The following is a 26403-nucleotide window of genomic DNA, read 5'->3' as shown; positions in this document are numbered from 1 at the left end:
GTGGAGTTCGCGATCTTCGTCGTGATCATGATCATCGTCAGCCTGGTCGCCAAGGCCAAGCAGCAGAGCAAGACACGCGGTACGCCGAACCCCCGCGTCCAGGCGGTGATCAACCGGATCCAGGCCGAGGTGCAGAAGAACGGCGGCCCGCCGCTCGAGCTCGGGCCGAAGTACGCGCAGTACGCCCAGCCAGCACCGCCGCAGCAGTATCAGCCGCCGGCGCCGTACCCGCAGATCCAGTTCCAGCAGCGTCAGAAAGCTCCCCGGCAGGATGTGGACACCCGGGTGCGCGAGCTGATGACGGCGGGCCACGAGGTGGGCGCGGTCCGGCTGCTCTCCGACGAGTTGGACATGGGCCTGCTCGAAGCGCAGGAGTACGCCCGCAACCTGGTTGCTCCGGCGGGCGCCAAGCCAACGGGTACCGCGAACAAACCGGCCCAGAACAAGCCGGCCCAGAGCAAGCCTGCGCCGGAGATTCCCGAGCCTGGGGCCGACGAGGACACCCGGTACGTCGGCTCCGCCGCGTTCGCCGAGTCGATCTTCGACCTGGACCGCGACGAGGAGACCTGGTCCAGCGGCTGGGTCGACAAGCCGGAGCCCGACGACCGCTCGGACATCGACGAGCTCTGGGAGACGGTCCGGAACGCAGCGCGCCCCGGGACTACGCCGGCCAGTTGACGGTGACGCTGCTGTGCCGCCGGTCGATGTGGAAACCGGCGGGCAGTTCGGTCCCGGCCGCGTCGATCCGGTAGCGCGGCCCGGGACCGTGCCGGAGCCGCCGGTTCCAGATCCGCACCTGGTCGATCAGCCGGTCGATCAGGTCATCCGCGTCCGGGCCGTGACCGTTCACCCCGAGTTCCATGTGCGACTCCGGCCGCCGCCGGGCCGGACACGACGTCAGGTACGCCACGCTGTCGCCAGTTGCCACCGCTGCCGCTCCCCAGTGCGGCGACGGCGTGACCACGCCTTCCTCCTGGAGCGATCGCTCCGCGGACAGAACGCAGTACCCGGGCAGTGTGCTGGCCAGCCAGAGCTGGAGGTCGGAGAGCTGTTCCTCGCGGTTGACCACGACGCCTGACCAGACCTGTTCGCGCGGTTGATCCAGGACCCCGTCGAACGGGTGCTCCTCCGGCACCTGGTCCTCGTCGAAGCTCACACTCGCCGCGTCGCCCCAGATCGAGATCAGCCGCTCGTAGTTCGCCCCCGCTCCCTGCATGGAGACGAAACCGCACGGCGTCGTCGACCGGCTCTCCAGATGCTCCTCCACCCGGTCGAACGCGATCGACCGCGTCTGCCCGCGCAACCGCAGCGGTACGACGATCCGGCCGCCGGCGCCGAGCTGATCGCTCCAGGCCGGCGCGATGTCCCACGCCGTCACAGTCACCACGATCCGGTCGTACGGCGCATCCTCCGGCACCCCGAACTCCCCGTCGGCCTCGACCACCCGGACGTCGCCGTACCCGGCATCGTCGAGCACGACCCGGGCCCGGTCGGTGACCTCGGGGTCGATGTCGACCGTCGTCACGGCGCCCTTCGGCCCGGCCAGTTCGCACAGCAGCGCAGCGTTGTAGCCGCCGGAACCGATCTCCAGCACGCGATCGCCGGGACGGACCTCGGCCTGCTCCAGCATCAGCGCGACGATGCTCGGCTGCGACACCGAGCTGATCACCACGCCGGCCGCGTTCCGCTTCATCAGCACGACATCGTCGGCGTACGCGATGTCGAGGCTGCTCCGCGGAACGAACAGATGCCGCGGCACAGCCGCGAAGGCCGCCGCCACCCGCTCGTCCCGAATGGTGCCTTCGGCAACCAGATGCCGGGTCAGCGCGGCACGCAGCGCATCGGCCTGAGCCGCGTCGCTGCGCTGATCTGTCATGCATCCAGCGTAGTCGCGCGCCTACTCGGATGCGCTAGATCAGGCCCTCACGCAGGGCGTAGGCGACCGCGTGCGAGCGGTTCTTGAGTTGCAGGCGGCTGGTGACGTCGTGCAGGACGTTCTTCACCGTCCGCTCCGAGTAGGACAGTTCCCGGGCGATCTCCTGGGTGTCCTTGCCGTCGGCCACCAGGCGCAGTACCTGCGTCTCGCGGTCCGACAGCCCGGTGTGGGACAGCCCGCGTGGTGCGAGCACGTGCCGCTGCATCCGCGACACCTGACCGAGCAGGCGACCGAGGAGATCGGGTGGCAGGCTGCCGTCACCCGCAGCCGCGGACTGCACCAGGTGGACGATGCGGTCGGCCGTCGCCTCGGTCCGCCGGAGTACGCCGGACACGCCCAACTCGACCGCGGTCATCAGCGCGTCGTCGTCGATCACGCTGCCGATCAGCACGGTCCGGCGGCACCCCCGCTGGGTGGCCGAGCGGAGCACGTGGACCGCGGCCGCATCCAGCGAGTCGACCGCGATCAAGGCAACCGCTGGCGGGGCGGTGCGCTGGTCGGTCGACTGGCTGTGCAGCGCGGCCAGGTCGGTCTCGTTGATCAGCGCAACCTCCGACCGCTGCCGGAGCGTGTGCACGAGCCCGAACTGCGACAGCGGGTCCAGCGCTTTGACCCAGACCGGAATACGTTGTTGCGTCGTCATTCTTGTCACTCCCCCAGAGCGTTGATGAACCGAACGGATCGAATCCGCAGCCACACGAACCCCCAAATCGTCGATTCCGATCGTGACCCCTGGCCTTCAGCCAGCCTTAAGAACTGGTGACGGCCACAACACGACCCGATCCCTAGCGTGAGGCATCCATATCTCACCGGCATCTCAGCCTGATCTCTTGGCCGCATCGCCGCCCCCGGCCGGCCCCACAGTGAGCTAGATGCCCGAAAGGGCACTTTGGTTCGAATCAGGCGGTGAGCGAGGTGATCGCGCGCAGCGCGAGGCGGTACGAATCCGCGCCGAATCCGGCGATCGTGCCGGTGGCCACGCCGGCGACGACGCTGGTGTGGCGGAACTCCTCGCGGGTGGCGGGGTTCGTCAGGTGGATCTCGATCAGGGGTGCCGTGCGCTGGGAGCAGGCGTCGCGCAGCGCATAGGAGTAGTGGGTGAAGGCCGCCGGGTTCAGCACCACCGGGATCTTGCCGTCGGCCGCCTCGTGCAGCCAGTGGACCAGTTCGGCCTCGTCGTCGGTCTGCCGCACCTCGACGTCCAGCCCGAGCTCGGCGCCGGTCTTCTCGCAGTCGGCGACCAGGTCGGCGAACGTCGTCGCGCCGTACACATCGGGCTCGCGCGACCCGAGCCGCCCGAGGTTCGGCCCGTTCAGTACCAGCACCCGCCGCGCACTCACATCAGTCACGGCACCACCCTAGTGGTCAGCCTCGCGAAGGCCGCGTCGGCTTCCGCAACCGCCTCTGGGTAGCGATCTGTGGCGGAACTGCCGGCATCGATGGCCGACCAGTTGCGGCGGGCCAGCACCCGCTGGACCGCCACGACCTGGGCTGCCGTCACCTCACCCGTCGCGTCTCCCCCGAGCGCCTTCGCCAGCGCCCGCTCGTCCTCATCCATGAACTCGTGCATCCGCGTCGACAGCGCCGGCGTGGTGAACACGAGCCGGTGATACGCGAGCACCTGCGGTACGTCGTTCAGCCCGGTGACAGGATCGCGCCGCTCCAGCCCGGCCAGGAAATGGCGATGCAGCGCGTCGATCGGCGACCCCTCGGCGGCCGTGACAACTCGAGCGGCCTCGTGCTGGTGATCGGCGATCCGGTGCAGCACCAGGTCCTGCTTGGTCGCGAAGTACTTGAAGAGCGTCGGCTTGGAGACATCGACGGCAGCCGCGATGTCGGCGACGGAGACCTCGTCGAAGCCGTGCTCGAGGAACAACGCGATCGCCGCCTGCGACAACGCGTCGTACGTCTGCTGCTTCTTCCGCTCCCTGAGTCCGGTCACAGACTCATGTTAACCTGAGCAAAATATTGACCGGGTTAAACTTTTGAGGGAGGGCGATGCGGGACCTCGACGACGAGCGTGCGTACGCCGAGCGTTGCCGGGAGGCACTGCGGCGGATGGTGGCCGGCGCCCGGGAGAACGTGGTGATCGGCGAGGACACCTGGGGCGACCGGTACACGGCCGAGCGGCTCGGCTTCTACCTCAAGACGCTCGCCCGGGACCTCGGCGAGGAAGGCGACAACCCGCCGTTCTTCGGCCTGATCGCGTACGGCGCCGACGCCGGTGAGCATGGGGGTCAGACCTACTACCTCGGCCGCCGGCACATCTCCGACGCGATCGGCCGCCCGCCGATGGTGATCGACTGGCGAGCGCCGGTGTCGACGGCCTTCTATCAGGCCTCCGGCACCGACCCGCGCGGCATCGAGACCCGTCGCCGCTTCGGCTGGTCCGCGAACGCCCTGACCAGCTTCGAGGACGAGCACCTCGCCGCAGGTGACACGTCGGCCGGCAGCGACCTGGTCCGGCGGGAGATCGAGCGAGCGCGGGTCGGACCGATGCGGGACATCGTCGCCACCATCCAGCCCGAGCAGGACGAGGTGGTCCGCACCGACCTGGAGGTCTCCGTCTGCGTCCAAGGCGCACCCGGGACCGGGAAGACCGCGGTCGGTCTGCACAGGGCGGCGTACCTGCTCTATGCGCACCGGAGTCGGCTGCAGCGGAGTGGTGTGCTGGTGCTCGGCCCGAACCGCGCCTTCCTGCACTACATCTCGGCCGTGCTGCCGACGCTCGGTGAGGTCGACGTCGAGCAGACCACGATCGAGGAGCTGCTGAGCATCCGGACCTCCAGCACTGACGAGCAGGAGGCGGCCGCGGTGAAGCACGATGCGCGGATGGCCGCCGTACTGCGGAACGCCGTGTATGCGCGGATCGGGCGGCCGGACGACGCGCTCGTCGTGCCGGACGGGTCGTACAAGTGGCGGGTGAACCGGCACGAGTTCGACGCGATCGTGTCCGACGCTCGCGCGGATGTGACGACGTACCTGACTGGGCGCGAGCGGGTGATCGCGCGGATCGTCGCGTCGCTGCAACGCCAGGCCGAGGCGCGCGGGCAGAACTGCAACGGCGTTTGGTTGCGACGGATGGCACGCGCCGCCACTCCGGCGGTCGACGCCGTCTGGCCGAACGTCAAGGCGGACGAGATCCTCGCTGAGCTCGTCAGTGACCGTGAGCTCCTCGCGGACGCGGCGCGGGACGTCCTCAGCCCGGACGAGCAAGCCGCCATCGCCTGGCCTCGCGCGCGGAAGCCGAAGAGCGCGCGATGGACGCCGGCCGACGCGGTGCTGCTCGACGAGGTGAGTGCGTTGCTGCATCGCGGACCGACGTACGGGCATGTGATTGTCGACGAGGCGCAGGACCTCTCCCCCATGCAGTGCCGCGCGATCGCCCGCCGCAGCGAGCACGGATCCATCACCGTGCTCGGCGATCTGGCTCAAGGTACGACGCCCTGGGCAGCCCGAACGTGGACGGATCAGTTGAGCCATCTAGGCAAGGCCGAGGCGGAGGTCATTGCGCTGACCACCGGCTACCGCGTCCCGGCGGCCGTGGTCGAGCTGGCGAACCTGTTGCTCGTGTCGCTGCCGGTCGACGTACCGGAGACGGTGTCGTTCCGGGCCGACGGGCGGCTCCGCATCACTCGGGCCGACGATCTCCGCTCGGCCGCGGTTGACGCCGTACGCGCTGCGCTCAAGGAGGAGGGGTCGATCGGGGTGATTGCAGCGGACACGGAGGTCGACTCGCTCGCGGATGTGCTCCGGGTGGATGGCATCGAGACGACGCCGCCGGACGGTGACGGCCGGGTGGCGATGGTTCCGGCGAGCCTGGCCAAGGGACTCGAGTACGACCACGTCATCGCGGTCGAGCCGGCCACCATCATCGAGGCCGAGCCACGCGGCCTGAACCGGCTCTACGTCATCCTGACCAGAGCGGTGTCGAGATTGGACGTGCTGCACTGCCGCGACCTCCCGTCGCAGCTGAAGGGAACCAGGGCCTGACAGCCGGACTCTCCCCGATATGAGCACACCGGGTCGACATCGGCACGGTGGTCCGCCGCCCGGGGATGACGGACGGCGAGCTGGACTTCCGCTAGGCGCTCCAGGGGGCGCCTGGGCCGCCCATGCGGCTGGCGTATGGCGTGCCTTTGAGGAGCTCACCGCGGTAGACCGGCTTGTCGGTGAAGGACGAGGCGTAGATGGCGGCCGCGAGCTCGAGGGTGTTGCGCGCCTCGGCGAGGGTGACCGGCGTGGGCTCGCCCGACGTCAGGGCATCCAGGACTGCGGCGTACTGGGCGGCGTGGCCGCTCGGTACGTCGACGGCGTCGGCGGACCAGGCCGTCGCGACCGCCTCCTGGCCAGGCGCCGGTGTGACGGTCCAGTTCTCGTCCTTGTAGCCGTAGAGGTGCTCGAGCTCGACCGTCGCGTTCTCGTAGTCGAAGCGCAGTTGCGAGGTCTGCCGCGCGGACACCAATGAGTTGACGACCGACGCGACAGCGCCGTTCTCGAACGTCACGAGTGCCATCGAGACGTCCTCGGTCTGCGTGGGGCGCGCCTGCCGGGCGGCCAGCGCGGTCACCTTCTGCCAGGGTCCGAGGGTCGACAGCAGCAGATCGAACTGGTGGATCCCGTGCCCCATTGTCGGACCGCCGCCCTCGACGTCGAACGTCCCACGCCACGGTACGGCGAAGTACGCGTCGTCCCGATACCAAACGGTGTTGCACAAGGCAACCAATGGCCGGCCGAGCACACCCTCGTCCGCCAGCCGCCGCAACCGCACCGCCCCGGACCCGAACCGGTGCTGGAACACGCAGGCGACCTGGGCGGACGACTTCGCCTCCGCGTCGATCAGTTCGTCGAGCTCGTCCAGCGACAGCGTCGGCGGCTTCTCCATGAACACGTCGACGCCCGCCGCCAGGCACTCCACGGCCAACGGCACGTGCGAGTTGGGCGGCGTACACAGGTGGATGAGGTCGACTCCCCCGCCCGCGAGCAGCTCGGTCAGGCTCGGATACACGGCGGGAATGTCCCACGTGGACGCGAACTCCTTGGCCCGATCCAGGTCGACGTCGACGGCCGCGACCAGTTCGGCGCGGTCCGGGTGGGAGGTGACGGCCCTGACGTGGGAGCGGGCGATGCCGCCGGTCCCGACGATCGCGATCCGGTGCTTGCGGTCAGACATAGAGTGCCCTTCAGGAAGCTGGAAAGCCTTTTCCAGAATCCTTGACCGGAATGCACCGATGTACAACCCGAGTCCGGCGAGTTGGCCGTTTCCGGCCACTCTCCGTGCTCGGCCGACCCCGCGTGCTCAGCTTCGGCTGCTCAGCTTCGGGTGCTCAGCTTCGGGTGCTCAGCTTCGGCGCTGCTCAGCTGACTTCGGCGTACGCGGCGATCAGCAGGCTGGGGTCGGGTGCCTCGAGGATCGTCGGCCGGGCCAGTGCGTCCAGGACGACGAAGCGGAGCCGGTCGGCGCGGGTCTTCTTGTCGAGCTTCATCGCGTCCTGCAGGTGCGGCCAGGCGTCGGCGCGGTACGTCACCGGCAGTCCGAGCGACTCGAGTACGGCGCGGTGCCGGTCGGCCGTGGCATCGTCGAGGCGGCCGGCCGCGCGGGCCAGCTCGGCGACGAACACCATGCCGATGCTGATCGCCGCGCCGTGCCGCCACTTGTACCGCTCGACGCGCTCGATCGCATGGCCGAGCGTGTGGCCGTAGTTCAGCGCCTCCCGGCCGATCGCTCCCCCGGCCGTCGTGGTCCGCTCGCGCAGATCCGCGCCGACGGTGTCCGCCTTCACCTGGATCGACCGCGCGATGAGTTCCTCGGTCGCGTCGTACGACGGGCTCGCGGCGCCGGCCGGGTCCTTCTCCACCAGGTCGAGAATCACCGGGTCCGCGATGAACCCGCACTTGACCACCTCGGCGAGACCACTGACATAGTCGTTGCGAGGCAACGTCTCCAGCGCGGCCAGGTCGCACAGCACGCCGGCCGGCTCCCAGAACGCACCGACCAGGTTCTTGCCTTCGGCGGTGTTGATACCGGTCTTGCCGCCCACGGCCGCGTCGACCATGCCGAGCAGGGTGGTCGGAATGTGCACGACCTTCACCCCACGCAGCCAGGTCGCCGCGACGAAGCCGGCCAGGTCGGTCGTCGTACCGCCGCCGATGCTGACGATCGCGTCGGAGCGGGTGAATCCGGCTTGTCCGAGCACGGACCAGCAGTAGGCCAGAACCTCCGCGGTCTTCGCGTCCTCGGCGTCCGGGATCTCGATCGCGTGCGCTGTGTACCCGGAGCCGGTCAGGTCGTCGCGGATCGCGTCGCCACTGGTCCGCAGCGCGCGCGGGTGGATCACGGCGACCCGCTGCACACCCTCGCCCAGCAGCGCCGGCAGCTCACCGAGCAGATTGTTGCCGATGACAACGTCGTACGGCGCTGCGGCGGCGACCCGGATCCTGGTCGGCTCCGTCATCCGAGCTGCTCCTGGATCTCGTCGGCGATCTGCTCCGGGGTCTTGTCATCGGTCAGCACGGTCAGCTTGGCCACCTCGTCGTACAGCGGGCGGCGCGCCTCCATCAGGTTGCGCAACTGGGTGCGGACGTTGCCGAGCAGCAGCGGACGCGCGACGCCGAGACCAACCCGCTTGGCCGCCTCGCCGAGGCTGACGTCCAGGAAGACGACGTTGTGGCCGGCGAGGTCGGCGCGGGTGTCGGGGTCGAGGATCGCGCCGCCACCGAGCGAAAGCACTTCGCCGTCGGACTGCAGCGCGGCCACGATCGCGGACCGCTCGAGGGCACGGAAGTGCGGCTCGCCCTCGTCGACGAAGATGTCCGAGATCGGCTTGCCCGCGCCGGCCTCGATATCGGTGTCGGTGTCGCGGTGCGTGGTCTTCAGCCGCTCGGCGAGCAGCGCGGCGATGGTCGACTTGCCCGAACCAGGCGGGCCGACGAGAACGACAACCGGACTCACTGCTCTGCCCACTCCCGCGGCGTGATCGTCGACGGCAGGCTCGCCAAGTACGACTTGTGGTTGCGCGAGGACTCGGCCACCGAGTCGCCGCCAAACTTCTCCAGCGCGACCTCGGCCAGGACCAGCGCCACCATCGCCTCCGCCACGATGCCGGCGGCCGGTACGGCGCAGACGTCGGAGCGCTGGTGATGCGCGGCCGCGGCCTCGCCGGTGCTGGTGTCGATCGTGCGCAGCGCCCGCGGCACCGTCGCGATCGGCTTCATCGCGGCGCGCACCCGCAGTGTCTCGCCGGTGCTCATGCCGCCCTCGGTGCCGCCGGAGCGGCCGCTGGTCCGGCGGACCATGCCGTCCTCGGCCACGATCTCGTCGTGCGCCTGCGAGCCCGGCGTCCGCGCGAGCTCGAAGCCGTCTCCGAGCTCGACGCCCTTGATCGCCTGGATGCCCATCAGCGCACCGGCCAGCTTGGAGTCCAGCCGGCGGTCCCAGTGCACGTAGCTACCGAGACCCGGCGGGAGACCGTCCACGACCACCTCCACCACGCCGCCGAGCGTGTCGCCCGCCTTCTGCGCGGCGTCGATCTCGGCCACCATCGCCTTGCTCGCGTCGGCATCCAGGCAGCGCACCGGGTCCGCGTCCAGCTTCGCGACATCGTCGTACGCCGGGATCACGCCGTACGGCGCCTTGACGGTGCCGAGCTCGACCACGTGGCTGACGATCGTCACGCCGTACGCCTGCCGGAGGAACCGGGCCGCGACCTCGCCGAGCGCGACCCGGGCCGCGGTCTCGCGGGCGCTGGCCCGCTCGAGCACCGGGCGGGCCTCGTCGAAGCCGTACTTCTGCATGCCGGCCAGATCCGCGTGGCCGGGGCGCGGGCGGGTCAGCGGCGCGTTCCGGGCCAGGTCGGCCAGCGTCTCCGGGTCGACCGGGTCCGGGCTCATCACCTGCTCCCACTTCGGCCACTCGGTGTTGCCGACCTGGATCGCGACCGGGCTGCCCAGGCTCAGACCGTGCCGGAACCCTCCGACGAACGTCACCTCGTCCCGCTCGAACTTCATCCGCGCGCCGCGGCCGTACCCCAGCCGACGACGAGCCAAGGCGTCGGCCACGTCATCAGTCGTGACCTGAACACCAGCGGGAAGACCTTCGAGTACGGCGACGAGCGCTTGTCCGTGCGACTCGCCGGCGGTAAGCCAGCGCAGCATGCCGCAATCCTCCCACGCCCATCCCACTCCCAAGACCCCGGTCTCATCCGCTCAGTCGTCGAAGGGATTGAGCACGCGCACGCCCGTTCGCTCGACGTCGCGGACGTTGCGCGTGACCAGAGTCCAGTCGTGCACGAGCGCCGTCGCCGCGAGGAGTCCGTCGACCACCGGCAACGGCGAGCCGGCGTTCAGCCGTCCCCAGGTCTCGGCAACCTCCAGCGACACCGGGACGATCCGGTCGCCGTACCCGTTCACCAACCGCTGCCGCCAGTCCTCGATCGCAGCCGCCTGCTGCGGATCGCGCGCCGCCAGTCGCTCGATGCCTTGCTTGATCTCACCGACGACCAGGACGCTCAGGAACAGCTGACTTGAGCGCACCGACCCGACCCAGGTCGTGGCCCCGGTGTGCGGCGCCGATCTCCGGAACTCCGACACCACGTTGGTGTCCAGCAGATAGCTCACTCGAAGTCGACCTCGCGCGCCGGAGCCGTAGACCGCTCGATCTCGAGGACGCTCAGATCCGGCGCCGAGGCCAGAAAGTCCTTGAAGTCCACGAGTTCCGCCCCTCGCATCCGCCGGTAGTCGAGGATGTCCAGCACCACCGCCACCTGCTCGCCGTGCTTGGTCACGAACTGCGGACCGTCCGCCTGGACGGCCCGGATCAACTCACTGAAATGCTGCTTGGCCTCCTGCAGCTGCCACTGTCCCGCGATCGCCATCGTCGCCATCACCTCGAAAACAGTCTAGACAGACTGGACAGAACTCCTCAAGTCAGTGGCAGGTTTCGGATTCTTGGGTCAGGCCGTCTCGGACGGAGAGGACCAGGTCGAAGGTTTTGACGATCGGGGAGGTGTCGCAGGAGGTGGAGGTGGTGGCTGCTTGACCGCCGGCGATCGCGGCGCCGGCCACGGCGGTGGTGGCCAGCGCCGCCACGGCCAGGCGCCCGGCGGTACGACGGAATGCGGGGGTCATGATGCGCTCCTCGGCGATCGTTGTGTCCTGGTAACGACGTTAGGAGCCGGACGGCCGGAGCGAACGGGCCTTGGAACCCGTCTTGGGGGTAGCGCTGACACCACCGTCGATAGGGTTCCGGCATGACTCGGGCGGCGGAGGAGACGTGGCGGGCGCGGGTACGCGGATGCCTGCTGGGCGGGGCGATCGGGGACGCGCTCGGTGGTCCGGTCGAGTTCCAGGACAGCGCGACGATCCTGGCCAAGCACCCGGACGGCGTACGGGACTTCGTCGCCGGATCCGACGCCGGCTGGCCGCCGGGCACGATCACCGACGACACCCAGATGACGCTGTTCACCATCGAGGGACTGATCCGGGCCAGCGTGCGCACCGACCGCGGCCTCGGGTTCACGGTCGCCGTGCTCCAGCACGCGTACGACCGCTGGCTGGACACCCAGACCCTGCCTGGACCGAGCGGCGAGCGTGACGGCTGGCTGCAGGCCGAGCAGTGGCTCTACGTACGACGCGCGCCCGGCAGGACGTGCCTCAACGCGCTGATGTCGGCCCGCAACGGCCAGCCGAAGATCCCGCAGTTCGGCGACCAGGCCATCAACGACTCCAAGGGCTGCGGCGGCGTGATGCGGGTCGCGCCGTTCGGTCTGATGCCCGCGATCTACGGCACCGAGTGGGTCTTCGACTCCGCCGCGACCGCGGCCGGCTACACCCACGGCCACCCGACCGGCAAGCTCGCATCAGGCGCCCTGGCCGCGATCATCCACGAGGTGTGCAACGGAGCTGACCTCGATGCGGCGCTCGACACGACGATGGCGATGCTCGCCCAGCACGAAGGCCACGAAGAGACCAGTACGGCGCTCGCCGCGGCGCGACGTACCGCAGCCGCCGGAAACCACGGACCGGCGACGATCGAGCAGCAACTGGGTGGCGGTTGGGTCGCCGAGGAGGCGTTGGCGATCGCTGTCTACGCAGCCCTCGCCTACCCGGAGCCTGAGCAGTTCCTCGACGCCCTCGCACTAGCGGTGACCCACACCGGCGACAGCGACTCCACCGGCGCGATCTGCGGCAACATCCTGGGCGCCCTCCACGGTGAGACGGCCCTGCCCGCAGAGCTCGTCTTCACCGTCGAGGGCCGTTCGGTCCTGCTGCAACTCGCCGACGACTTCGCCCTGGAGTTCGTCAGCAACCGCCGCCTCCACGGCGACTACGGACCACACACCTCCTGGCGGTTGCGCTACCCAGGCTGGTGGATCAAGGCGCTTCGATCGACAGCTTGTGGTGGAAGACGTTGCGCGGATCCCACTTCGCCTTGAGCTGCTGCAGCCGCGGGTAGTTCCCGAGGTAGTACAGGTCGTGCCACGGCACGCCGGACTTGTTGTACGCCGGATCGGCCAGATCCGTGTCCGGGTAGTTGATGTACGAGCCGGAGTTGGTGTCGTTCGGCACCGGCACGCCACCGGTGTCACGGTAGATGTCGGCGTACAGCTTCCGCACCCAGGCGAGTTGCTTGGCGTCCTCGGCCGGATCGGTCCACGTCGCGGTCGCCACCATCTTGCACATCACGTTGCGCTGGGCCGTCGCGGTCGCGTCGGAGGGCACGGTGTTCACCTTCCCGCCGTACGGCACGAACAGCACGGACGAGTCGGGTCCGTTGTACGACGGATCCGTCAACCCCTTGTACAGCGTGATGAGCTGCGCGTCGGTGAAGCCCTTCCGCAGGTAACCCGCCTTGTACTTGCCGCGCCCCGGCGCCGGGGTATCCGCGATCGACCGCTGCATGGTGGTGTTCAGGAACGGACCCTCGCCGACCTCGACGATCTGCGGTTCAGGGTCCAGGCCCTCGATCATCGCCGCGTTGAACGCCTTCATGAGCCCCGCGGCGTTCGGCACCGCGGCGTCGAGCTGCGTCGACAGCAGGAAGTTTCCAGTGGCAGCCGTGGTCAGGATGAGTGGACTGTAGAGCGTCGCGTACGGCGAGTCGGCGGTGTTGTGCTTCTCGTAGAAGTCGAAGAAGTTGCGGAGTGCCCGGACGAATCCGGCCTGCCCGATCGTCTTCCAGTCGTACACGATCAGGCTGGACAGCAGCGCGGCCGGTGCCTTGGGCAACGACTCGGACGGCTTCCGCCCGGACATACCGTTGCTGCGCATCAGATACCGGGTCACGACACCGAAGTTCCCGCCACCACCACCCGTGTGCGCCCACCACAGATCCTTGTAGGCGTTGTCGCGCGTCGCCACCACCGAGCGGGCGCGGCCGTGGGCGTCCACGACCACGACCTCCACGCCGTACAGGTGGTCCACGACGGACCCATACTTCCGCGACAGCGGCCCGTACCCGCCGCCGCTGAAGTGACCGCCGACGCCGACGCCGAGGCAGCCGCCTCCGGGCACGGTCAAGCCCCAGCCGTAGAACAGTTCCTTGTAGACGGTCTCGAGCGTCGCGCCCGCACCTATCGAGAAGGCCCGGTAGCGGTTGTCGAACGTGACTTCGTCGTACGTCGACATGTCCAGCAGCACCTCGATGTCGCTGCTGTCCACAAAGTCCTCGAAGCAGTGCCCACCGCCGCGGACCGCGATCCGCTTGCCGGACCGGACCGCCTCCTGCACGGCGTCGACAGCATCTTCGGTCGACCGGATCACGCGCGCGTACTCGGGCTTACCGACGAACCGCCGGTTCGTGCCGCGCTGCACCAGGTCCTGGTACCGCGCGTCCGCCGGCCGGATCTTCTCACCGCTACCGAGACCGCTGACGGCACCGCTCGCAGCACCACCGATGACCGCGGCGGACGCGGTCCCGGGTACGGCGAGTGCGGCGCCGGCGACGGCGGTCCCGGCCAACAGGCCTCGACGAGTGACTGGCATGTGTTTCCTCCCCAGAGATCGATTGCTTCGACCCTAGAAAGGCGTGCTGTGCCCCCACATCAGCCATCTGGCGGACCCGGCGACTCAGCTATCCGACGTACAACTGCTCCAGCGGACCGCCGAGCAGTACGCCGCCCAGCGCGCCGATCAGCATGAACGGCCCGAACGGGACCATCTGCTTGCGTGTCATCACCCGCGCCAGGATCAACGCGATCCCGACCAGTGCACCGAGGAAGAACCCGCCGTACAACCCGCTGATGAACTCCCCCCAGCCGAGCCAGCCCAGCGCCAGCCCGAGCAGCCCGGACAACCGGACGTCACCGAACCCGACCCCGCTCGGGAACACGAACCACAGCACGTAGAACACCACGAACCCGATCACGCCCGCGATCACGGCCCGGCGCAACGCGCCCCAGTCCTCCGATCCCGCCGAGGCACCGATGAGCGCGACGCCGACAACGGCGTACGACGGCCAGATGATCGCCGACGGCAAGTACCGCGTCCTTGCGTCGATGTAGCCGAGCACCGCGCCGGAGATCGCCATCAGCAGCCAGGCCGGCAACACCGCGGAGATCCCGAGCATCCACCCGAGCAGCCCGCCGGACACGGCCGCCAGCGCACCACACCAGTACGCCGCCCGCGGCCCGGCCAGGTCGGCGTACGGGACCTTGGTGTCGCCTTCCTCGAGCAAAGGCTCAGGGATCCGCCGCATCAGCCAGGGACCGAGCACGAACGCGGCCGGCCCGCAGAGGACCACACCGGCCCCTGCGGCGAGCAACGCGTTGTCAGCCGGCACGATGCAGGAGCCTAGACGATATCGGTCGGCCGCCCCGGACGGCCTGTGGACGACCGCCGGACCAGCACTCGCGCGATCACCGCCGCACCGACGCCGATCAGCAGTACGACGCCGAACAGTACGCCGATCGTGCTCAACAGACCGTCGTTCCGGGTGACGTACTCGATCCGCTGGAACTCGTCATCGGTGGCCGCCCGGTCGAAGGTGAAGTCGCCGGTGATCTTGCTCGGGTCGCGATAGGTGACCGTGTACGCCGTCAGGAAGTCGGCCGGCGCCGCCATCGCGTCGTCCTGGATCCGCCCGGCGTACAGCAGTTCCGGCTGCACGTCCGCATCCGGCAGCTTCGTCGCATCCACACGATGCGCCGACGCGACGTACACCGTGACTGTCTGCGCAGTCGACGCGCCTTTGCTCAGCCGCATCGGGTAGACGATCCGGTCCGACGCGAACGTCAACCGCAGCGGCGGCGTCGCACCAGTCATCGTGTCGCCGTCGGTCCGCGGTGCGAGCTTGACGGCAACGATCTCCCAGTTCTCACTGAGGTACGGCGTCAGGTTCGCGGCCAGCCCAGCCGGTACGACGTACCCGTTCGTGCGCAGCCAGTCCGTCACCGCGGAGCCGGTCGATCCGCCGAGCCGGGCGACCTGGAACGGGCCGAGCACCATCTGCTCGCGCACGTTCACTCCGGATCCAGGTGCTGCGGCGCCGGCCGTGTCGCCGCCGCCCGCCATGATCCCGAGGTTGCGGAACGGCCAGTAGGTCTTGCGGACCACCACCTTCGGCCGGGTCATGTGGTCCAGCCGGTTGAACAGGGCGGTATCGCCGAGTTCGACCTTCGCTGCCGCGGGCACGGGCATGATCCAGGCCGCCTTCTTCGACGACCCGTTGATCGCCATCGACAACGTGATCTGCTCGGTGCCGGCGTCGTATCGGACCAAGGCGTTCTCGCCATACGCACGGGCGCGCGACTGGGCGTCGGGCAGGTAGCCACCGCAGGCGCACGCCCAGGCGGGGGTCACGCCGGCCGCGATGAATCCGACCGCCAGCATTCCTGCGAGAACTCGCCACAATCTCATGGCGGGAGAGTAGCTAGGCGAGGGTGTACGCAGTGTGGAAGAAGTTCGCCGGGTCGTATTTCGTCTTGACCGTCTGCAGCCGCGCCAGGCTCGCACCGTAGTACGTGCTGACGGCGCGGCCGGTCTCGACGTAGTTCACGTAGCCGCCGGCCGAGAACTTCTGGACCGCGCGATGCCCATTGCTGACGAAGGTCTGTGCGACCCGCAACTGTGCCGTACTCGGATGTGCTGCCGTCCCGGAGTACCACTGGATCACGCCGAGCGCGGACCGCCACGGCCAGGACGCACCGCCGGCCGGCTGCTTGGCTGCCTGCCCGCCAAGCGGGTCGATGATCGCCGACGCCGGCGTCTTGGCCCGCGCCGCCACCTTCACCGCACCGAGCAACGCGGTGATCGTCGCCGCATCCATCGGCCCCTTGAGTACGTCGGACCCGGCCAGGAACCCGGATCGTGGGCTGGTGGTCCCCCCACCGAGGTACTCGACCGCCTCCAGGTGCGTCTTCACGGTGATCGACCGGACCGTTGCCTTCGAACCGACGAACGACTCCAGTTGCGCGGCCGCAGCCGTCGCATTGCCGGTGGTGGAGATTCCGAGCACGTGGATCGACAGCGTTCCGTTGCTCCGGGCATCGATATGTAGATTGCCCCAGGAGGTGACCGGTGCGGTCTGGGCGAACCTCTGCCAGCCGCGGACCACCGCCGCCGCGTTCGCCTCCGGCCAGGTCAGCCGGAAGAACCCGAGCTTGGTGGCCGGGATGGTGGCCATCCGGAACGACGTGACGACTCCGAGGTTCCCGCCGCCACTCCCCCGCAGCGCCCAGAACAGGTCCGGATCGACGGTCGCGCTGACATTGTGCGCCTTGCCGTCGGCCGTGATCACGCCCATCGAGACAATCCGGTCACAGGTCAGCCCGAAGGTGCGTGTGTGGATCCCCATCCCGCCACCGAGTGCCAGTCCCGCGACGCCGACTGTCGGACAGGTCCCGGTCGGCAGTGAGCGTCCGTACTTGTCCAGGAAGGCGTGCACGTCGTACAGGCGTGCGCCGGCGCCGACGGTGAGGACGCCGTTCGCGTAACTCATCCCGCGCATCGCACCGAGGTCGAGCATCAGGCCTTTGCTGACGGTGGACGCACCGACGTACGAGTGGCCGCCGCCCTTCGGGACCAACGCGATCTTGTTGTTGCGGGCGAACAGGATGGATTTCTGCACGTCCGTGGCGTTCGCGGCCTTGACCACAGCTGCCGGCTGGACGGAGTCCCAGCGTGGGTTGAAGAGTTGGTGCGAGGCGGCGTACCCGGACGACGCGGGAAGGTACACGCGGCCCGTCAGCGAATGGGCCAGGCTGTTCCAGTTCGGGGCGGCCACGGTGAGGCCGTTCGAAGGGCCGGCGCTGGCGTCCTTGGTGTCGGTGCAGCTGGTCAGCGCGGCGGCGGCGAGAACACCGCCTGCCTTCAGTACCGTCCGGCGGTCAAGCTGGCTCACGATCGTCGAGCTCCTCACGGGCAGCGGACCTCATGGCCGCCAGTGGTGCGGGCGACCTACCGGTCATCATCTCCACCTGGAGGACCGCCTGATGCACGAGGAGATCAAGGCCGTTCAACAGCTCTGTACCGATCCGGTGCGCCGCGATCGCGAGCTGCGTCGGCCACGGGTGATACGCCACGTCGAACACGACCGGCGCGACTCCCGCGAAGTGGTGGGCCCACGGATCGACGGCGCCGCCGGGCAGCGTCGAGACGCACAGGTCGAACCCGCCGATCTGCTCGACCTGGGAGAAGTCCGCGACCGAGGTCTTCAGCCCGAGCTCGGCCGCCAGGTCCAGCAGCCGCTCGGCCTTGGAGAGATCGCGGACGACGACTGTCACCTCGCTGACCTTCAACCCACGCAACGCGGCCAGCGTGGATGCGGCGGTCGCGCCACCGCCGAGCACGACGGCCGAATCCGCGGCAGTGATCCCGCGCTCGGCGAAGGCATTCACCAGCCCGGGTACGTCGGTGTTGTGCGCCGAGCGGCATCCGTCCGGCTCGAACAGCATCGTGTTCGCCGCGCCGATCAGCTCGGCGACCGGGTCAACGGTGTCGACCAGGTCCAGAGCGACGCGCTTCAGCGGCATCGTCAACGACAACCCACGGATGTCGTCCCCGAGTGACGCGACGAAGCCGCGCAACTCGTGTTCGCCGACCTCGAAGGCGTCGTACCCCCAGTCCAGGCCGAGCCCGGCGTACGCGGCCCGGTGCATCGCCGGCGACAGCGAGTGCGCAATCGGCGAACCGAGCACGGCACACCGGGTCATCCGATCAGCACCGGCCCTTGTGCGCCGCGCACCAGGTCTGCAGCTTCTTCACGTTCTGCAGGTGCTCGTCCGCCGTGGTCGCGAACGCGGTCTCACCGGTGTCCAGGTCGACCAGCGTGAAGTACATCCACGACCCCGCGGCCGGGTTGATCGCCGCCCGCAGCGTGTCCTTGGTCGGCGAGTTGATCGGCGTCGGCGGCAGCCCCTTCACCTTGTAGGTGTTGTACGGCGAGTCGATGTCGCGCTGCTCCGACGACGTGAACACCCCGCCGTCGCGACCGACGACGTAGTGGATGGTCGAGTCCATCTGCAGCATCTTCCCGGCCTGCAGCCGGTTGTAGATCACCCGTGCGACCTTGGCGTAGTCCTGCGGCCGGTTCGTCTCGGCACCGATGATGCTGGCGACGATGACCGCCTGGTACGGATCCAGCTTCTTGCGCTGCGCGGTCTTCACCAGGTCCAGCGCGGCCGCGTTCTTCGCGTACTGCGCCGTCATCAGCTTGAGGATCGTGTACGCCGTCGCGCCCTTCGGGATGTCGTACGTGCCCGGGTAGAGGAAGCCCTCCGGGTTGTTCTTCGCGTACGCCGGCAGGCCGAGCGAGGCGGGCTTGGCCATGGCTGCCGCGGCGGCGCCGGCCGGCAGCTTGAGCTTCGACTTCTGCAGGGTGTCGCTGACCTCGGCCTTGGTCTGGCCGGAGCGGAAGCTGATCCGGGTGATCAGGATCGACTTGGCCGGGTTCAGCATCAGTTCGAGCGCGGCCTTGGCCGACATCTCCTTGTGCAGGGTGTAGGTCCCGGCCTGCACCTGACGCGAGCGCGGGTCGTCGCGGGCGGCCCGCTCGAAGGCGCGGGCACTCTTCACCACGCCCTTCTTCTCCAGCGTGTCCGCGATCGACTGCGAACTCTGGCCCTGGGTGATCTCGACGACCACGGAACCGGTGCCATCGCCGGTGTAGTCCGGCGCGGCGAACATCTGCTCGAGCGCGTCCTTGCCCTTGCCGAAACCGATCACAGCGCCGGCCACCAGCGAGCCGACGACCAGCAGCGAGATCAGTCCGGCGAAGCAGCCGAACCCGCGCCGGGCGCGGGCCTTGCGGCGGTTCGCCCGGCGCTCGACCCGACTCTCCGGCCGCAGTCCGAGGCCGGAACCCAGGTCTTCGCTCTCGTTCAGATCTTCGTCCAGCGATGGTCTGTTCACAGGGGCCTCCCGGGCGGGTTGCCGGACTCGCGCTCGAGGTCGAGCGCGTGTTGCAGAATCACGACCGCCGCGGCCTGGTCGACCACCGCGCGTCGCTTGGAACCCTTCTTTCCCCGTTCGCGCAGCATCCGCTCGGCCGTCACCGTGGTGAACCGCTCGTCCACCAGCCGCACCTCCGGCCCCGAGTTCCCCTCCCGCACCTTGTCTCGCACCTGTTCCGCCGTCTCCCGGATCTTCACCGCCGCCGGCCCCTCGCCCCCGGACAGGGAGCGGGGCAGACCGACCACGATCTCGACCGCCTCCAGTTCGGCGGCGAGTGCCGCGATCCTATCCAGATCCCCGGGCCCACGGCGGACCGTCTCCACCGGAGTGGCGAGGATTCCGTGCGGATCACTGCTGGCGACGCCGATCCTGGCGTCGCCGATGTCCAGCGCGAGCCGCACGCCCCGGCGCATCAGCGTGCCCCCGGGTGTGCCGATCGGACCATCAGGATCAACCTGTGACCAACTGGCCGACGGTGTGTTCCACCGCGCTCAGCGCGTCGTCGGCACCCGCCGGATCGGTGCCGCCACCCTGCGCGACATCGTCCTTGCCGCCGCCGCGACCGCCCAGCTTCTCGGCCGCGACCCGGACCAGGTCGCCTGCCTTCAGCCGCCACTCGCGAGCGGTGTCGTTGAGGGCGATCACCACGCCGGGCTTGCCGTCGTTCACGCTCAGTATGGCGATGACCGCCGGCTTGTCGGCCGGCATCCGGCCGCGCACGTCCAGTGCCAGCTTGCGCAGGTCGCCGCCGTTCACGCCGTCCGGCGCGCGATGGCCGACGTACTGGACTCCGAAGACGTCCTTCGGGTTCGCGGCGAGCTCGGCGCCGGCGGCCAGAACCTGGCCGGCCCGGACCCGCTCGAGCTCCTTCTCCGCGGCCCGCAGTCGCTCGGACAGGTCCGCCACCTTCGCGGGCAGCTCCTCCGGGCGCGTCTTCAGATTCTCGCTGAGCAGCCGGATCAGGGCACGCTCACGACCGAGGTAGTGCAGCGCCTCCATGCCGACGAACGCCTCCAGCCGGCGCACACCGGCACCGACCGACGCCTCGCTGGTGATGGTCAGCGCACCGACCTGCGACGAGTGCTTGACGTGCGTGCCGCCGCAGAGCTCACGCGACCAGGGGCCGCCGATCTCGACGACGCGGACCGACTCGTCGTACGTCTCGCCGAACAGCGCCAGCGCACCCCAGTCCCGGGCCTCCGGCAGCGACATGTACTGCGCCGAGACCGGGAGGTCCTGGCGGACGGCGAGGTTCGCGACCTCTTCGATCTCGGACCGGGTGGACTGGTCCAGCGCGGACGACCAGGCGAAGTCGAGCCGCAGGTAGCCGGGCTTGTTGTACGAACCGCTCTGCAGCGCGTTCGGGCCGAGCACCTGGCGCAGCGCCGCGTGCACGACGTGCGTGCCGGAGTGCGCCTGGCAGGCGGAGACGCGCCACTCGTGGTCGACCTCGGCGTGTACGTCGAGACCGGGCCGCAGTACTCCCTCGACCACCTCGACCCTGTGCACGATCAAACCCTTGACCGGCCGCTGGACGTCGAGCACCTTCAGCTTCACGCCGTCGGCGACGATCAGGCCCTCATCGGCGATCTGGCCACCGGACTCGGCATAGAACGGCGTCTTCTCCAGCACGACCTCGACGGTCTCGCCCTGCTCGGCGGCGTCGGAGACGACGCCCTCACGCAGCAGGCCGCGGACCTGGGAGTCGGTGGACAGCTCCTGGTACCCGGTGAACTCGGTGACGCCCTTCTCGCGCAGCTCCCGGTACCCCGAGGTGTCCGCGTGACCGGCCTTCTTCGCGCGTGCGTCCGCCTTGGCCCGCTCGCGCTGCTCCTTCATCAGGGACTTGAAGCCCTCGGTGTCGACCTGCAGGCCCTGCTCGGCGGCCATCTCGATGGTCAGGTCGATCGGGAAGCCGTAGGTGTCGTGCAGCTGGAACGCCTTCGAGCCCTCGAGCTGGTGCGCACCGCCGGCCTTGGTCTCGCGTACGGCGACGTCGAAGATGCTCGTCCCGGCCGTGAGAGTACGCCGGAACGCCTCCTCCTCGGCGTACGCGACCTGGCTGATCCGGCCGAAGTCGGGCTCCAGCTCGGGGTACGACTTCTTCATCTGCTCCAGGCTGACCGGCAGCAGCTCGACCAGGCTCGGGTCCTCGTAGCCGAGCAGGCGCATCGAGCGGATCGCGCGGCGGAGCAGGCGGCGCAGTACGTAACCGCCCTGCTCGTTGCCGGGGTTCACGCCGTCGCCGATCAGCATCAGCGCGCTGCGGACGTGGTCGGCGACCACCCGGAACCGCACGTCGTCGACGTGGTCGGCGCCGTACTTGCGGCCGCTCAGGTCGGCGGCCCGCTCGATCACCGGGTAGATCTCGTCGATCTCGTACATGTTGTCGACGCCCTGCAGCAGGTACGCGACGCGCTCGAGGCCGAGGCCGGTGTCGATGTTCTTCTTGGGCAGCTCACCGAGGATCTCGTAGCCGTCCTTGCCGCCGCCCTCGCCGCGGATGTTCTGCATGAAGACCAGGTTCCAGAACTCCAGGTAGCGGTCGCCCGCCTCCCAGTCCCGGTCGGCGCCGAACTCCGGGCCGCGGTCGATCAGGATCTCCGAGCACGGGCCGCACGGGCCGGGGATGCCCATCGACCAGAAGTTGTCCTTCATGCCGAGACGGACGATCCGGTCGTCGGGCAGGCCGGCGATCCGCTTCCACAGGTCGATCGCCTCGTCGTCGTCGTAGTACACCGACGCGTACAGGACCGACTCGTCGAAGCCGTAGCCGCCGTCGTTCTGGGACCGGGTGACCAGGTCCCAGGCGTACTCGATCGCCTTCTCCTTGAAGTAGTCGCCGAAGGAGAAGTTGCCGTTCATCTGGAAGAACGTGCCGTGCCGGGTGGTCTTGCCGACCTCGTCGATGTCGAGGGTGCGGACACACTTCTGCACACTGGTCGCCCGCGGGTACGGCGGCGTCTGCTGGCCGACGAAGTACGGGACGAACTGGGCCATGCCGGCCACGTTGAACAGCAGGTTCGGGTCCGGCGACGGCAGTGGCGCGCTGGGCACCACGGTGTGGCCCCGGTCCTCGAAGTACTGCAGGAACCGCCGCCTGATCTCACTGGTTTCCATGGGTGTTACCGGTAGTCCTCACGCTGCGTCGTGTCAGTTGGGTTGGGTGCGGTGTCGATGCCCAGCGCGTCACGCAGCTCCGTCTCGCGCTCGGCCATGCCCTCGCGGACCTGGTCGCCGAAATGCCGGACTGCCGAGGCCAGCTTGGCCGCGGACTCCTGCAGACCCTCCGGCGCGAGCACCTGGGCCCGCTTCTTCAGCCGCGTCACCGCATAGACACCGACGGCGATACCGATGATCAACCAGAAGATCCGCTTCACCGGACGTCACCTCGCTTACGCGCCTTGCGCTCCGCCTTCATCTCTTCCTTCACCCGCCGGGACACGTCCCGGCGCTGGCTCTCGCCCAGTGCCCGGCGCACGCCGTACGTGAACGCGGCCGCCTTCACCAGCGGGCCGCCGGCGGTGGCCGAGAACAGCGACATCAGCGCGGCCGCGTTGGTGGTGACGGTGGTCGCGTTGTCGGTGATGGTGTCGACCTTGGCCAGCTGAGCGTTGGTGGTGGTCACGGTGGTGGTCACCTCGCCGAGCAGCGGGACGGTCTCGTCGGAGACCCCTTTCACCATGATCCGGGTCTCGTCCAGCACCTTGCCCAGCTTCAGGATCGGATAGGCCAGCAAGCCCACCAGGATGAGCAGCGCGCAGGCTGCTATCAGCCCCGCGACTTCACCGACGCTCATGGAAACGATCCACCTTCCCGTTGCGACCACGTGGACCGCCCGACCTTATCGCGCGGCGTAGTCGCACTCCGCTCCAGGACACCATCCCTCACATCACAGTCGCCCACCAAACCGCGTGATCCGGGGTCGGCGTGGGTGGCCACTGTCAGGGGCTGGGCGTCGGGTCTGCCGGGGTGGTGCTGGGCTCCGGCGTACTGGGGCTCGGCTCCGTTGGAGTGGTGCTCGGCTCGGTCGGAGTCGTGCTCGGATCCGTTGGCGTGGTGCTCGGATCCGTTGGCGTGGTGCCGGGGTCGGTTGGGGACGGCGTGCTCGGGCTTGGTGTGGTCGGCCGGGGCGGTGTGCTCGGTTGGGTAGTGGACGGCCGCGACGGTGCAGGGTTGGTCGGCTGGGGCTTCTTCGGCGCGGGCGAGGTCGACCGCGGCGACGCTGATGGTGACCACGGCGGCTGCGGTGCGCTAGGAGTTGCCGCCGCCTGCGTCGGGGTGAACCAACCCGCGGCGGGGTTGGCGAGTTTCTCCTTGGTGGCCGTGGGCTCCTGCGTGGGACTGGCCGGTCCGTAGTGCGGCCGGTATCCCGTGAAGTCGCCCTGCGGCGACTCGGACGTCGTACTCGTGGAGGCGCTTGGCGAGGATGCCGCGATCGGCGGTGTGCTGCTGGTCGAGTCAGGTGACGAGAACGGTCCGAAGATCACCAGGCCGGCCAGCACCAGCACGATCGCCGCGAGTCCGGCGATCTTCAGGGCGGGCGGTCTTCCGGTTTTTCGGTGACGAGCGAAGGGCGGGTTGTACTGCCTCAAAACGAAGAGCCTTTCACCCCCAGGTCGTCTAGCAGCCTACCGACCTGGTTCATCCGCTTGAGCAGGCCCCCGCTGTCCCTCAGTCGAAGCTGACGGTGAGTGTCTGCACGGTTCCGTCGGGTGCCCAGGTGAGGTCCATCGTGCCCGTGTCGCCACCGGCCCAGCGGAACTTCACGGTGTCGCCGTCCGCTCCTTCGAGAGTCATCGTCTCGGTCGGCGGATTGTCCCGGTACGCCGCGGCGATCGCCGTACGGCCTTCGAACGGTCCGGCCGGGACGCCTACGAAGGACATCCGGGCGTCGGTCGCGAAACGCTGGGCGAACGTATCCCACTCGCCGCTGGTGACGGCGTGGTTGAAGGCGTCCACGTGCTCGGTGGTCCGGCTCATTTGCGGTCCCTCAGGATCTTGCGGATGTTGGCGACCCGGTCCGCGTACGCCGCCTCACCGCCACGGCGGGTGGGTTTGTAGTAGTCCGTTCCGTCGATCACGTCCGGCGCGTACTGCTGCGGAACGATGCCGCGCGGGTCGTCGTGCGAGTACTGGTACGAGCTGCCGTGGCCGATCTTCTTCGCTCCGGCGTAGTGGGCGTCGCGCAGATGTGGAGGGACCGGGCCGACCTTCCCCGCCTTCACATCCGCGATGGCGGCGTCGACGGCCATGATGACCGCGTTGGACTTCGGCGCCAGAGCGAGCGCGACGACTGCCTGAGCGAGGTTGATCCGCGCTTCCGGCATACCGATCAGCTGCACCGCGTCGGCTGCGGCCACCGCGACACCGAGCGCTGTCGGGTCACCCATGCCGATGTCCTCGCTCGCCGAGATCACTAGCCGTCGCGCGATGAACCGTGGGTCCTCGCCGGCCTCGATCATCCGGGCCAGGTAGTGCATCGCCGCATCCACGTCCGAACCACGGATCGACTTGATCAACGCCGACGCCACGTCGTAGTGCTGATCCCCGGCCCGGTCGTACCGCACCGCGGCCCGATCGACCGCCGTCTCCAACGTCTTCAGATCAATGACCTTGGCGTCCTTGGCCCGTGCACCGCCGGCGGCCGCTTCCAGATAGGTCAGCGCCCGGCGAGCATCTCCCCCAGCCATCCGGAGCAAGTGCGCCCGCGAGTCATCGGCCAACTGGAACTCACCGTTCAGCCCGCGCTCGTCGGTCAGCGCCCGATCCAGCAGTACGGCGATGTCGTCGTCGGTGAGTGATTCGAGCGTGAGAAGCAACGACCTCGACAGCAGCGGGGAGATGACGGAGAAGAACGGGTTCTCCGTGGTCGCGGCGACGAGCGTCACCCAGCGGTTCTCGACACCTGGCAGCAGCGCGTCCTGCTGCGCCTTCGTGAACCGGTGCACCTCGTCGATGAACAGCACTGTCTCCACTGAACCCGAGGGTTTGGAGAGCTCACGGCGGGCGCCGTCGATCACCTGCCGGACGTCCTTGACCCCGGCGGTGACAGCCGACAGCTCGACGAACTTCCGGTTGGTCTGATGCGACACAACCGCCGCGATCGTCGTCTTCCCTGTGCCGGGAGGACCCCAGAGCAGCAGCGACATCGGCTGGTCACCCTCGACCAGCCGCCTCAGCGGTGAACCAGGCGCCAGCAAGTGCTGCTGCCCCACCAACTCGTCCAGGCTCCGCGGCCGCATCCGCACGGCCAACGGAGCGGCAGTGTGGTCGACGTCGGCGAGGCTGCCACCCCCACGAGCAGGGGCAGGCGCGCCTGGCAGATCGAACAGACCTTCACTCACGCCCTGAGCCTAACCAACAGCACCGACACTCGGATCCGTCGCGGTCAGGAGCGCTCCGCCTGCTCCAGGAATCGCCGCGGGCCGAAGACCAGGTGAATGGTCCCGCTGCGCCGAAGCAGCACATGAGTCGGGATCTGGAGAGCCACGATGGTGGCCACCGTGATGATCGGCTCCAGCGCCGGTACGACGGACAGCGGCAGCGTGTACGTGAGCACGACCCGGAGCACCGCGTCGATGATCGAGAAGATCCCCCAGAGCACCGTGATCCGGCGCCAGGCCAGCCGGAAGCGCGGGTCCTCGTCGTACAGGCGGTCCATGATGGCGGCCCGCCTCGGCATGATCGCCCGGGTGAAGGTGTAGCAGAGCGGCTGCGGATGCCTGAGCGACCACAGCGTCACGCCGGCGAACGGGAGGCTGATCCAGGCCCCGCGGACGAGCAGGATGCGAGCATCCCCACCAAGCCAGGCGATGACCGCGCTCCCGACCAGGCTGAAGATCACCGCCGTACCCACCAGGTCGGCACGGCGCTGGCGCACGAGCGAGGCCACCGAGCTGATCAAGGCCGGCACGGTGCTGATCAGCAGCGCAGTCACGTTGCTGACGCCGACGGCCCGCAGGCCGTAGAACAGCGCAACCGGGATCGCGATATCGAGGGCGAGGAGCCACGGGCGGCCGGACCGGGAGGACATGACCTGAGACTCGCCCAGGGGGCCGCCACCCGGCATCGGGCCG

29 protein-coding genes are annotated in these 26403 nt (G+C 69.0%); 5 read left to right on the top strand and 24 right to left on the bottom strand.

Annotated features, from left to right (window positions below; genetic code table 11):
* Positions 1–678 (top strand): hypothetical protein, encoded by a 678-nt coding sequence (locus tag E0H73_RS11050; protein ID WP_131353614.1) that lies wholly within the window; start codon positions 1–3, stop codon positions 676–678.
* Here E0H73_RS11050 and fxlM read toward each other — a convergent pair.
* The 4 genes from fxlM to E0H73_RS11030 all read right to left on the bottom strand — a co-directional run bounded on the left by fxlM (position 662) and on the right by E0H73_RS11030 (position 3878).
* Positions 662–1876, bottom strand: a complete 1215-nt coding sequence (fxlM, locus tag E0H73_RS11045) for a methyltransferase, FxLD system (protein ID WP_131353612.1) — start codon at positions 1874–1876, stop codon at positions 662–664. The genes E0H73_RS11050 and fxlM overlap by 17 nt on opposite strands.
* Before the next feature lie 34 nt (positions 1877–1910).
* Positions 1911–2579 carry a helix-turn-helix transcriptional regulator gene (locus E0H73_RS11040; protein ID WP_131353610.1) on the bottom strand — a complete coding sequence of 223 codons (669 nt, stop codon included), beginning with the start codon at positions 2577–2579 and terminating at the stop codon, positions 1911–1913.
* A gap of 256 nt (positions 2580–2835) precedes the next feature.
* Positions 2836–3276: a type II 3-dehydroquinate dehydratase gene (aroQ, locus tag E0H73_RS11035; protein WP_165555656.1), complete on the bottom strand. Its 441-nt coding sequence runs from the start codon at positions 3274–3276 to the stop codon at positions 2836–2838.
* A 5-nt stretch (positions 3277–3281) separates the two neighbouring features.
* Positions 3282–3878 (bottom strand): TetR/AcrR family transcriptional regulator, encoded by a 597-nt coding sequence (locus E0H73_RS11030; protein ID WP_131353606.1) that lies wholly within the window; start codon positions 3876–3878, stop codon positions 3282–3284.
* A 56-nt stretch (positions 3879–3934) separates the two neighbouring features.
* On the opposite strand from E0H73_RS11030, the gene E0H73_RS11025 reads away from it, so the two are divergent.
* Complete coding sequence (locus tag E0H73_RS11025; RefSeq protein ID WP_131353604.1) at positions 3935–5929, top strand: HelD family protein; 1995 nt, start codon at positions 3935–3937, stop codon at positions 5927–5929.
* A gap of 91 nt (positions 5930–6020) precedes the next feature.
* On the opposite strand, the gene E0H73_RS11020 is transcribed toward E0H73_RS11025, so the two are convergent.
* The 7 genes from E0H73_RS11020 to E0H73_RS45810 form a co-directional block, all read right to left on the bottom strand.
* A complete protein-coding gene (locus tag E0H73_RS11020; protein WP_131353602.1) occupies positions 6021–7109 on the bottom strand; it encodes a Gfo/Idh/MocA family protein in 1089 nt (362 codons plus the stop codon).
* 184 nt (positions 7110–7293) lie between these two features.
* Complete coding sequence (gene aroB, locus E0H73_RS11015; protein WP_131353600.1) at positions 7294–8391, bottom strand: 3-dehydroquinate synthase; 1098 nt, start codon at positions 8389–8391, stop codon at positions 7294–7296.
* Entirely contained in the window at positions 8388–8888 is a 501-nt protein-coding gene (locus tag E0H73_RS11010) for a shikimate kinase (protein WP_131353598.1), read from the bottom strand. Before E0H73_RS11010 ends, aroB begins: the two co-directional genes overlap by 4 nt.
* Entirely contained in the window at positions 8885–10090 is a 1206-nt protein-coding gene (gene aroC, locus E0H73_RS11005) for a chorismate synthase (RefSeq protein ID WP_131353596.1), read from the bottom strand. The genes E0H73_RS11010 and aroC overlap by 4 nt, the downstream gene beginning before the upstream one ends.
* Before the next feature lie 51 nt (positions 10091–10141).
* Positions 10142–10552: a type II toxin-antitoxin system VapC family toxin gene (locus E0H73_RS11000; protein WP_131353593.1), complete on the bottom strand. Its 411-nt coding sequence runs from the start codon at positions 10550–10552 to the stop codon at positions 10142–10144.
* Positions 10549–10809 carry a type II toxin-antitoxin system Phd/YefM family antitoxin gene (locus E0H73_RS10995; protein ID WP_202867319.1) on the bottom strand — a complete coding sequence of 87 codons (261 nt, stop codon included), beginning with the start codon at positions 10807–10809 and terminating at the stop codon, positions 10549–10551. Before E0H73_RS10995 ends, E0H73_RS11000 begins: the two co-directional genes overlap by 4 nt.
* Before the next feature lie 52 nt (positions 10810–10861).
* Positions 10862–11062 carry a hypothetical protein gene (locus E0H73_RS45810; RefSeq protein WP_165555594.1) on the bottom strand — a complete coding sequence of 67 codons (201 nt, stop codon included), beginning with the start codon at positions 11060–11062 and terminating at the stop codon, positions 10862–10864.
* A 122-nt stretch (positions 11063–11184) separates the two neighbouring features.
* Between E0H73_RS45810 and E0H73_RS10985 the strand changes: the two genes are divergently transcribed.
* Positions 11185–12369, top strand: a complete 1185-nt coding sequence (locus tag E0H73_RS10985) for an ADP-ribosylglycohydrolase family protein (protein ID WP_131353591.1) — start codon at positions 11185–11187, stop codon at positions 12367–12369.
* Here the strand turns inward: E0H73_RS10985 and E0H73_RS10980 are convergent.
* The 10 genes from E0H73_RS10980 to E0H73_RS10935 form a co-directional block, all read right to left on the bottom strand.
* Complete coding sequence (locus E0H73_RS10980; RefSeq protein WP_131353589.1) at positions 12308–13918, bottom strand: FAD-binding oxidoreductase; 1611 nt, start codon at positions 13916–13918, stop codon at positions 12308–12310. The genes E0H73_RS10985 and E0H73_RS10980 overlap by 62 nt on opposite strands.
* Before the next feature lie 88 nt (positions 13919–14006).
* Entirely contained in the window at positions 14007–14714 is a 708-nt protein-coding gene (locus E0H73_RS10975) for a prepilin peptidase (protein WP_238163936.1), read from the bottom strand.
* 11 nt (positions 14715–14725) lie between these two features.
* On the bottom strand, positions 14726–15790 hold the full coding sequence (locus E0H73_RS10970; protein ID WP_131353585.1) for a DUF2330 domain-containing protein: 1065 nt from the start codon (positions 15788–15790) through the stop codon (positions 14726–14728).
* 13 nt (positions 15791–15803) lie between these two features.
* Positions 15804–17273, bottom strand: coding sequence for an FAD-binding oxidoreductase (locus E0H73_RS10965; RefSeq protein ID WP_131353583.1), 1470 nt, complete (start codon positions 17271–17273; stop codon positions 15804–15806).
* Entirely contained in the window at positions 17260–18084 is an 825-nt protein-coding gene (locus E0H73_RS10960) for a shikimate dehydrogenase (RefSeq protein ID WP_131353581.1), read from the bottom strand. The genes E0H73_RS10965 and E0H73_RS10960 overlap by 14 nt, the downstream gene beginning before the upstream one ends.
* 4 nt (positions 18085–18088) lie before the next feature.
* Positions 18089–19282, bottom strand: a complete 1194-nt coding sequence (mltG, locus tag E0H73_RS10955; protein ID WP_131353579.1) for an endolytic transglycosylase MltG — start codon at positions 19280–19282, stop codon at positions 18089–18091.
* Complete coding sequence (gene ruvX / locus E0H73_RS10950; RefSeq protein ID WP_131353577.1) at positions 19279–19737, bottom strand: Holliday junction resolvase RuvX; 459 nt, start codon at positions 19735–19737, stop codon at positions 19279–19281. Before ruvX ends, mltG begins: the two co-directional genes overlap by 4 nt.
* Positions 19738–19774: 37 nt before the next feature.
* Positions 19775–22444: an alanine--tRNA ligase gene (gene alaS, locus E0H73_RS10945; RefSeq protein WP_131353575.1), complete on the bottom strand. Its 2670-nt coding sequence runs from the start codon at positions 22442–22444 to the stop codon at positions 19775–19777.
* A gap of 5 nt (positions 22445–22449) precedes the next feature.
* A complete protein-coding gene (locus E0H73_RS10940) occupies positions 22450–22704 on the bottom strand; it encodes a DUF6167 family protein (RefSeq protein ID WP_131353573.1) in 255 nt (84 codons plus the stop codon).
* Entirely contained in the window at positions 22701–23123 is a 423-nt protein-coding gene (locus E0H73_RS10935) for a DUF948 domain-containing protein (protein WP_131353571.1), read from the bottom strand. The genes E0H73_RS10940 and E0H73_RS10935 overlap by 4 nt, the downstream gene beginning before the upstream one ends.
* 173 nt (positions 23124–23296) lie before the next feature.
* Here E0H73_RS10935 and E0H73_RS10930 point away from each other — a divergent pair, with 173 nt between their 5' ends.
* Both E0H73_RS10930 and E0H73_RS10925 read left to right on the top strand, forming a co-directional pair.
* A complete protein-coding gene (locus E0H73_RS10930) occupies positions 23297–23683 on the top strand; it encodes a hypothetical protein (RefSeq protein ID WP_131353569.1) in 387 nt (128 codons plus the stop codon).
* Positions 23684–23698: 15 nt separating this feature from the next.
* On the top strand, positions 23699–23890 hold the full coding sequence (locus E0H73_RS10925) for a hypothetical protein (RefSeq protein WP_131353567.1): 192 nt from the start codon (positions 23699–23701) through the stop codon (positions 23888–23890).
* Positions 23891–23998: 108 nt separating this feature from the next.
* Here the strand turns inward: E0H73_RS10925 and E0H73_RS10920 are convergent, their stop codons facing one another.
* The 3 genes from E0H73_RS10920 to E0H73_RS10910 are packed head-to-tail and all read right to left on the bottom strand — an operon-like array spanning position 23999 to position 26360.
* Positions 23999–24307, bottom strand: a complete 309-nt coding sequence (locus tag E0H73_RS10920; protein WP_131353565.1) for a nuclear transport factor 2 family protein — start codon at positions 24305–24307, stop codon at positions 23999–24001.
* The gene (locus tag E0H73_RS10915) at positions 24304–25671 is read right to left on the bottom strand and encodes a replication-associated recombination protein A (RefSeq protein ID WP_131353563.1); all 1368 of its coding nucleotides are present in this window, start codon (positions 25669–25671) and stop codon (positions 24304–24306) included. Before E0H73_RS10915 ends, E0H73_RS10920 begins: the two co-directional genes overlap by 4 nt.
* A 44-nt stretch (positions 25672–25715) precedes the next feature.
* Positions 25716–26360, bottom strand: coding sequence for a VC0807 family protein (locus tag E0H73_RS10910; protein WP_131353561.1), 645 nt, complete (start codon positions 26358–26360; stop codon positions 25716–25718).
* Positions 26361–26403: the final 43 nt, after the last annotated feature.

The organism is Kribbella pittospori (genome assembly GCF_004331465.1).
Lineage (GTDB): Bacteria > Actinomycetota > Actinomycetes > Propionibacteriales > Kribbellaceae > Kribbella > Kribbella pittospori.
This window is presented reverse-complemented; position numbering and strand designations above follow the sequence as displayed.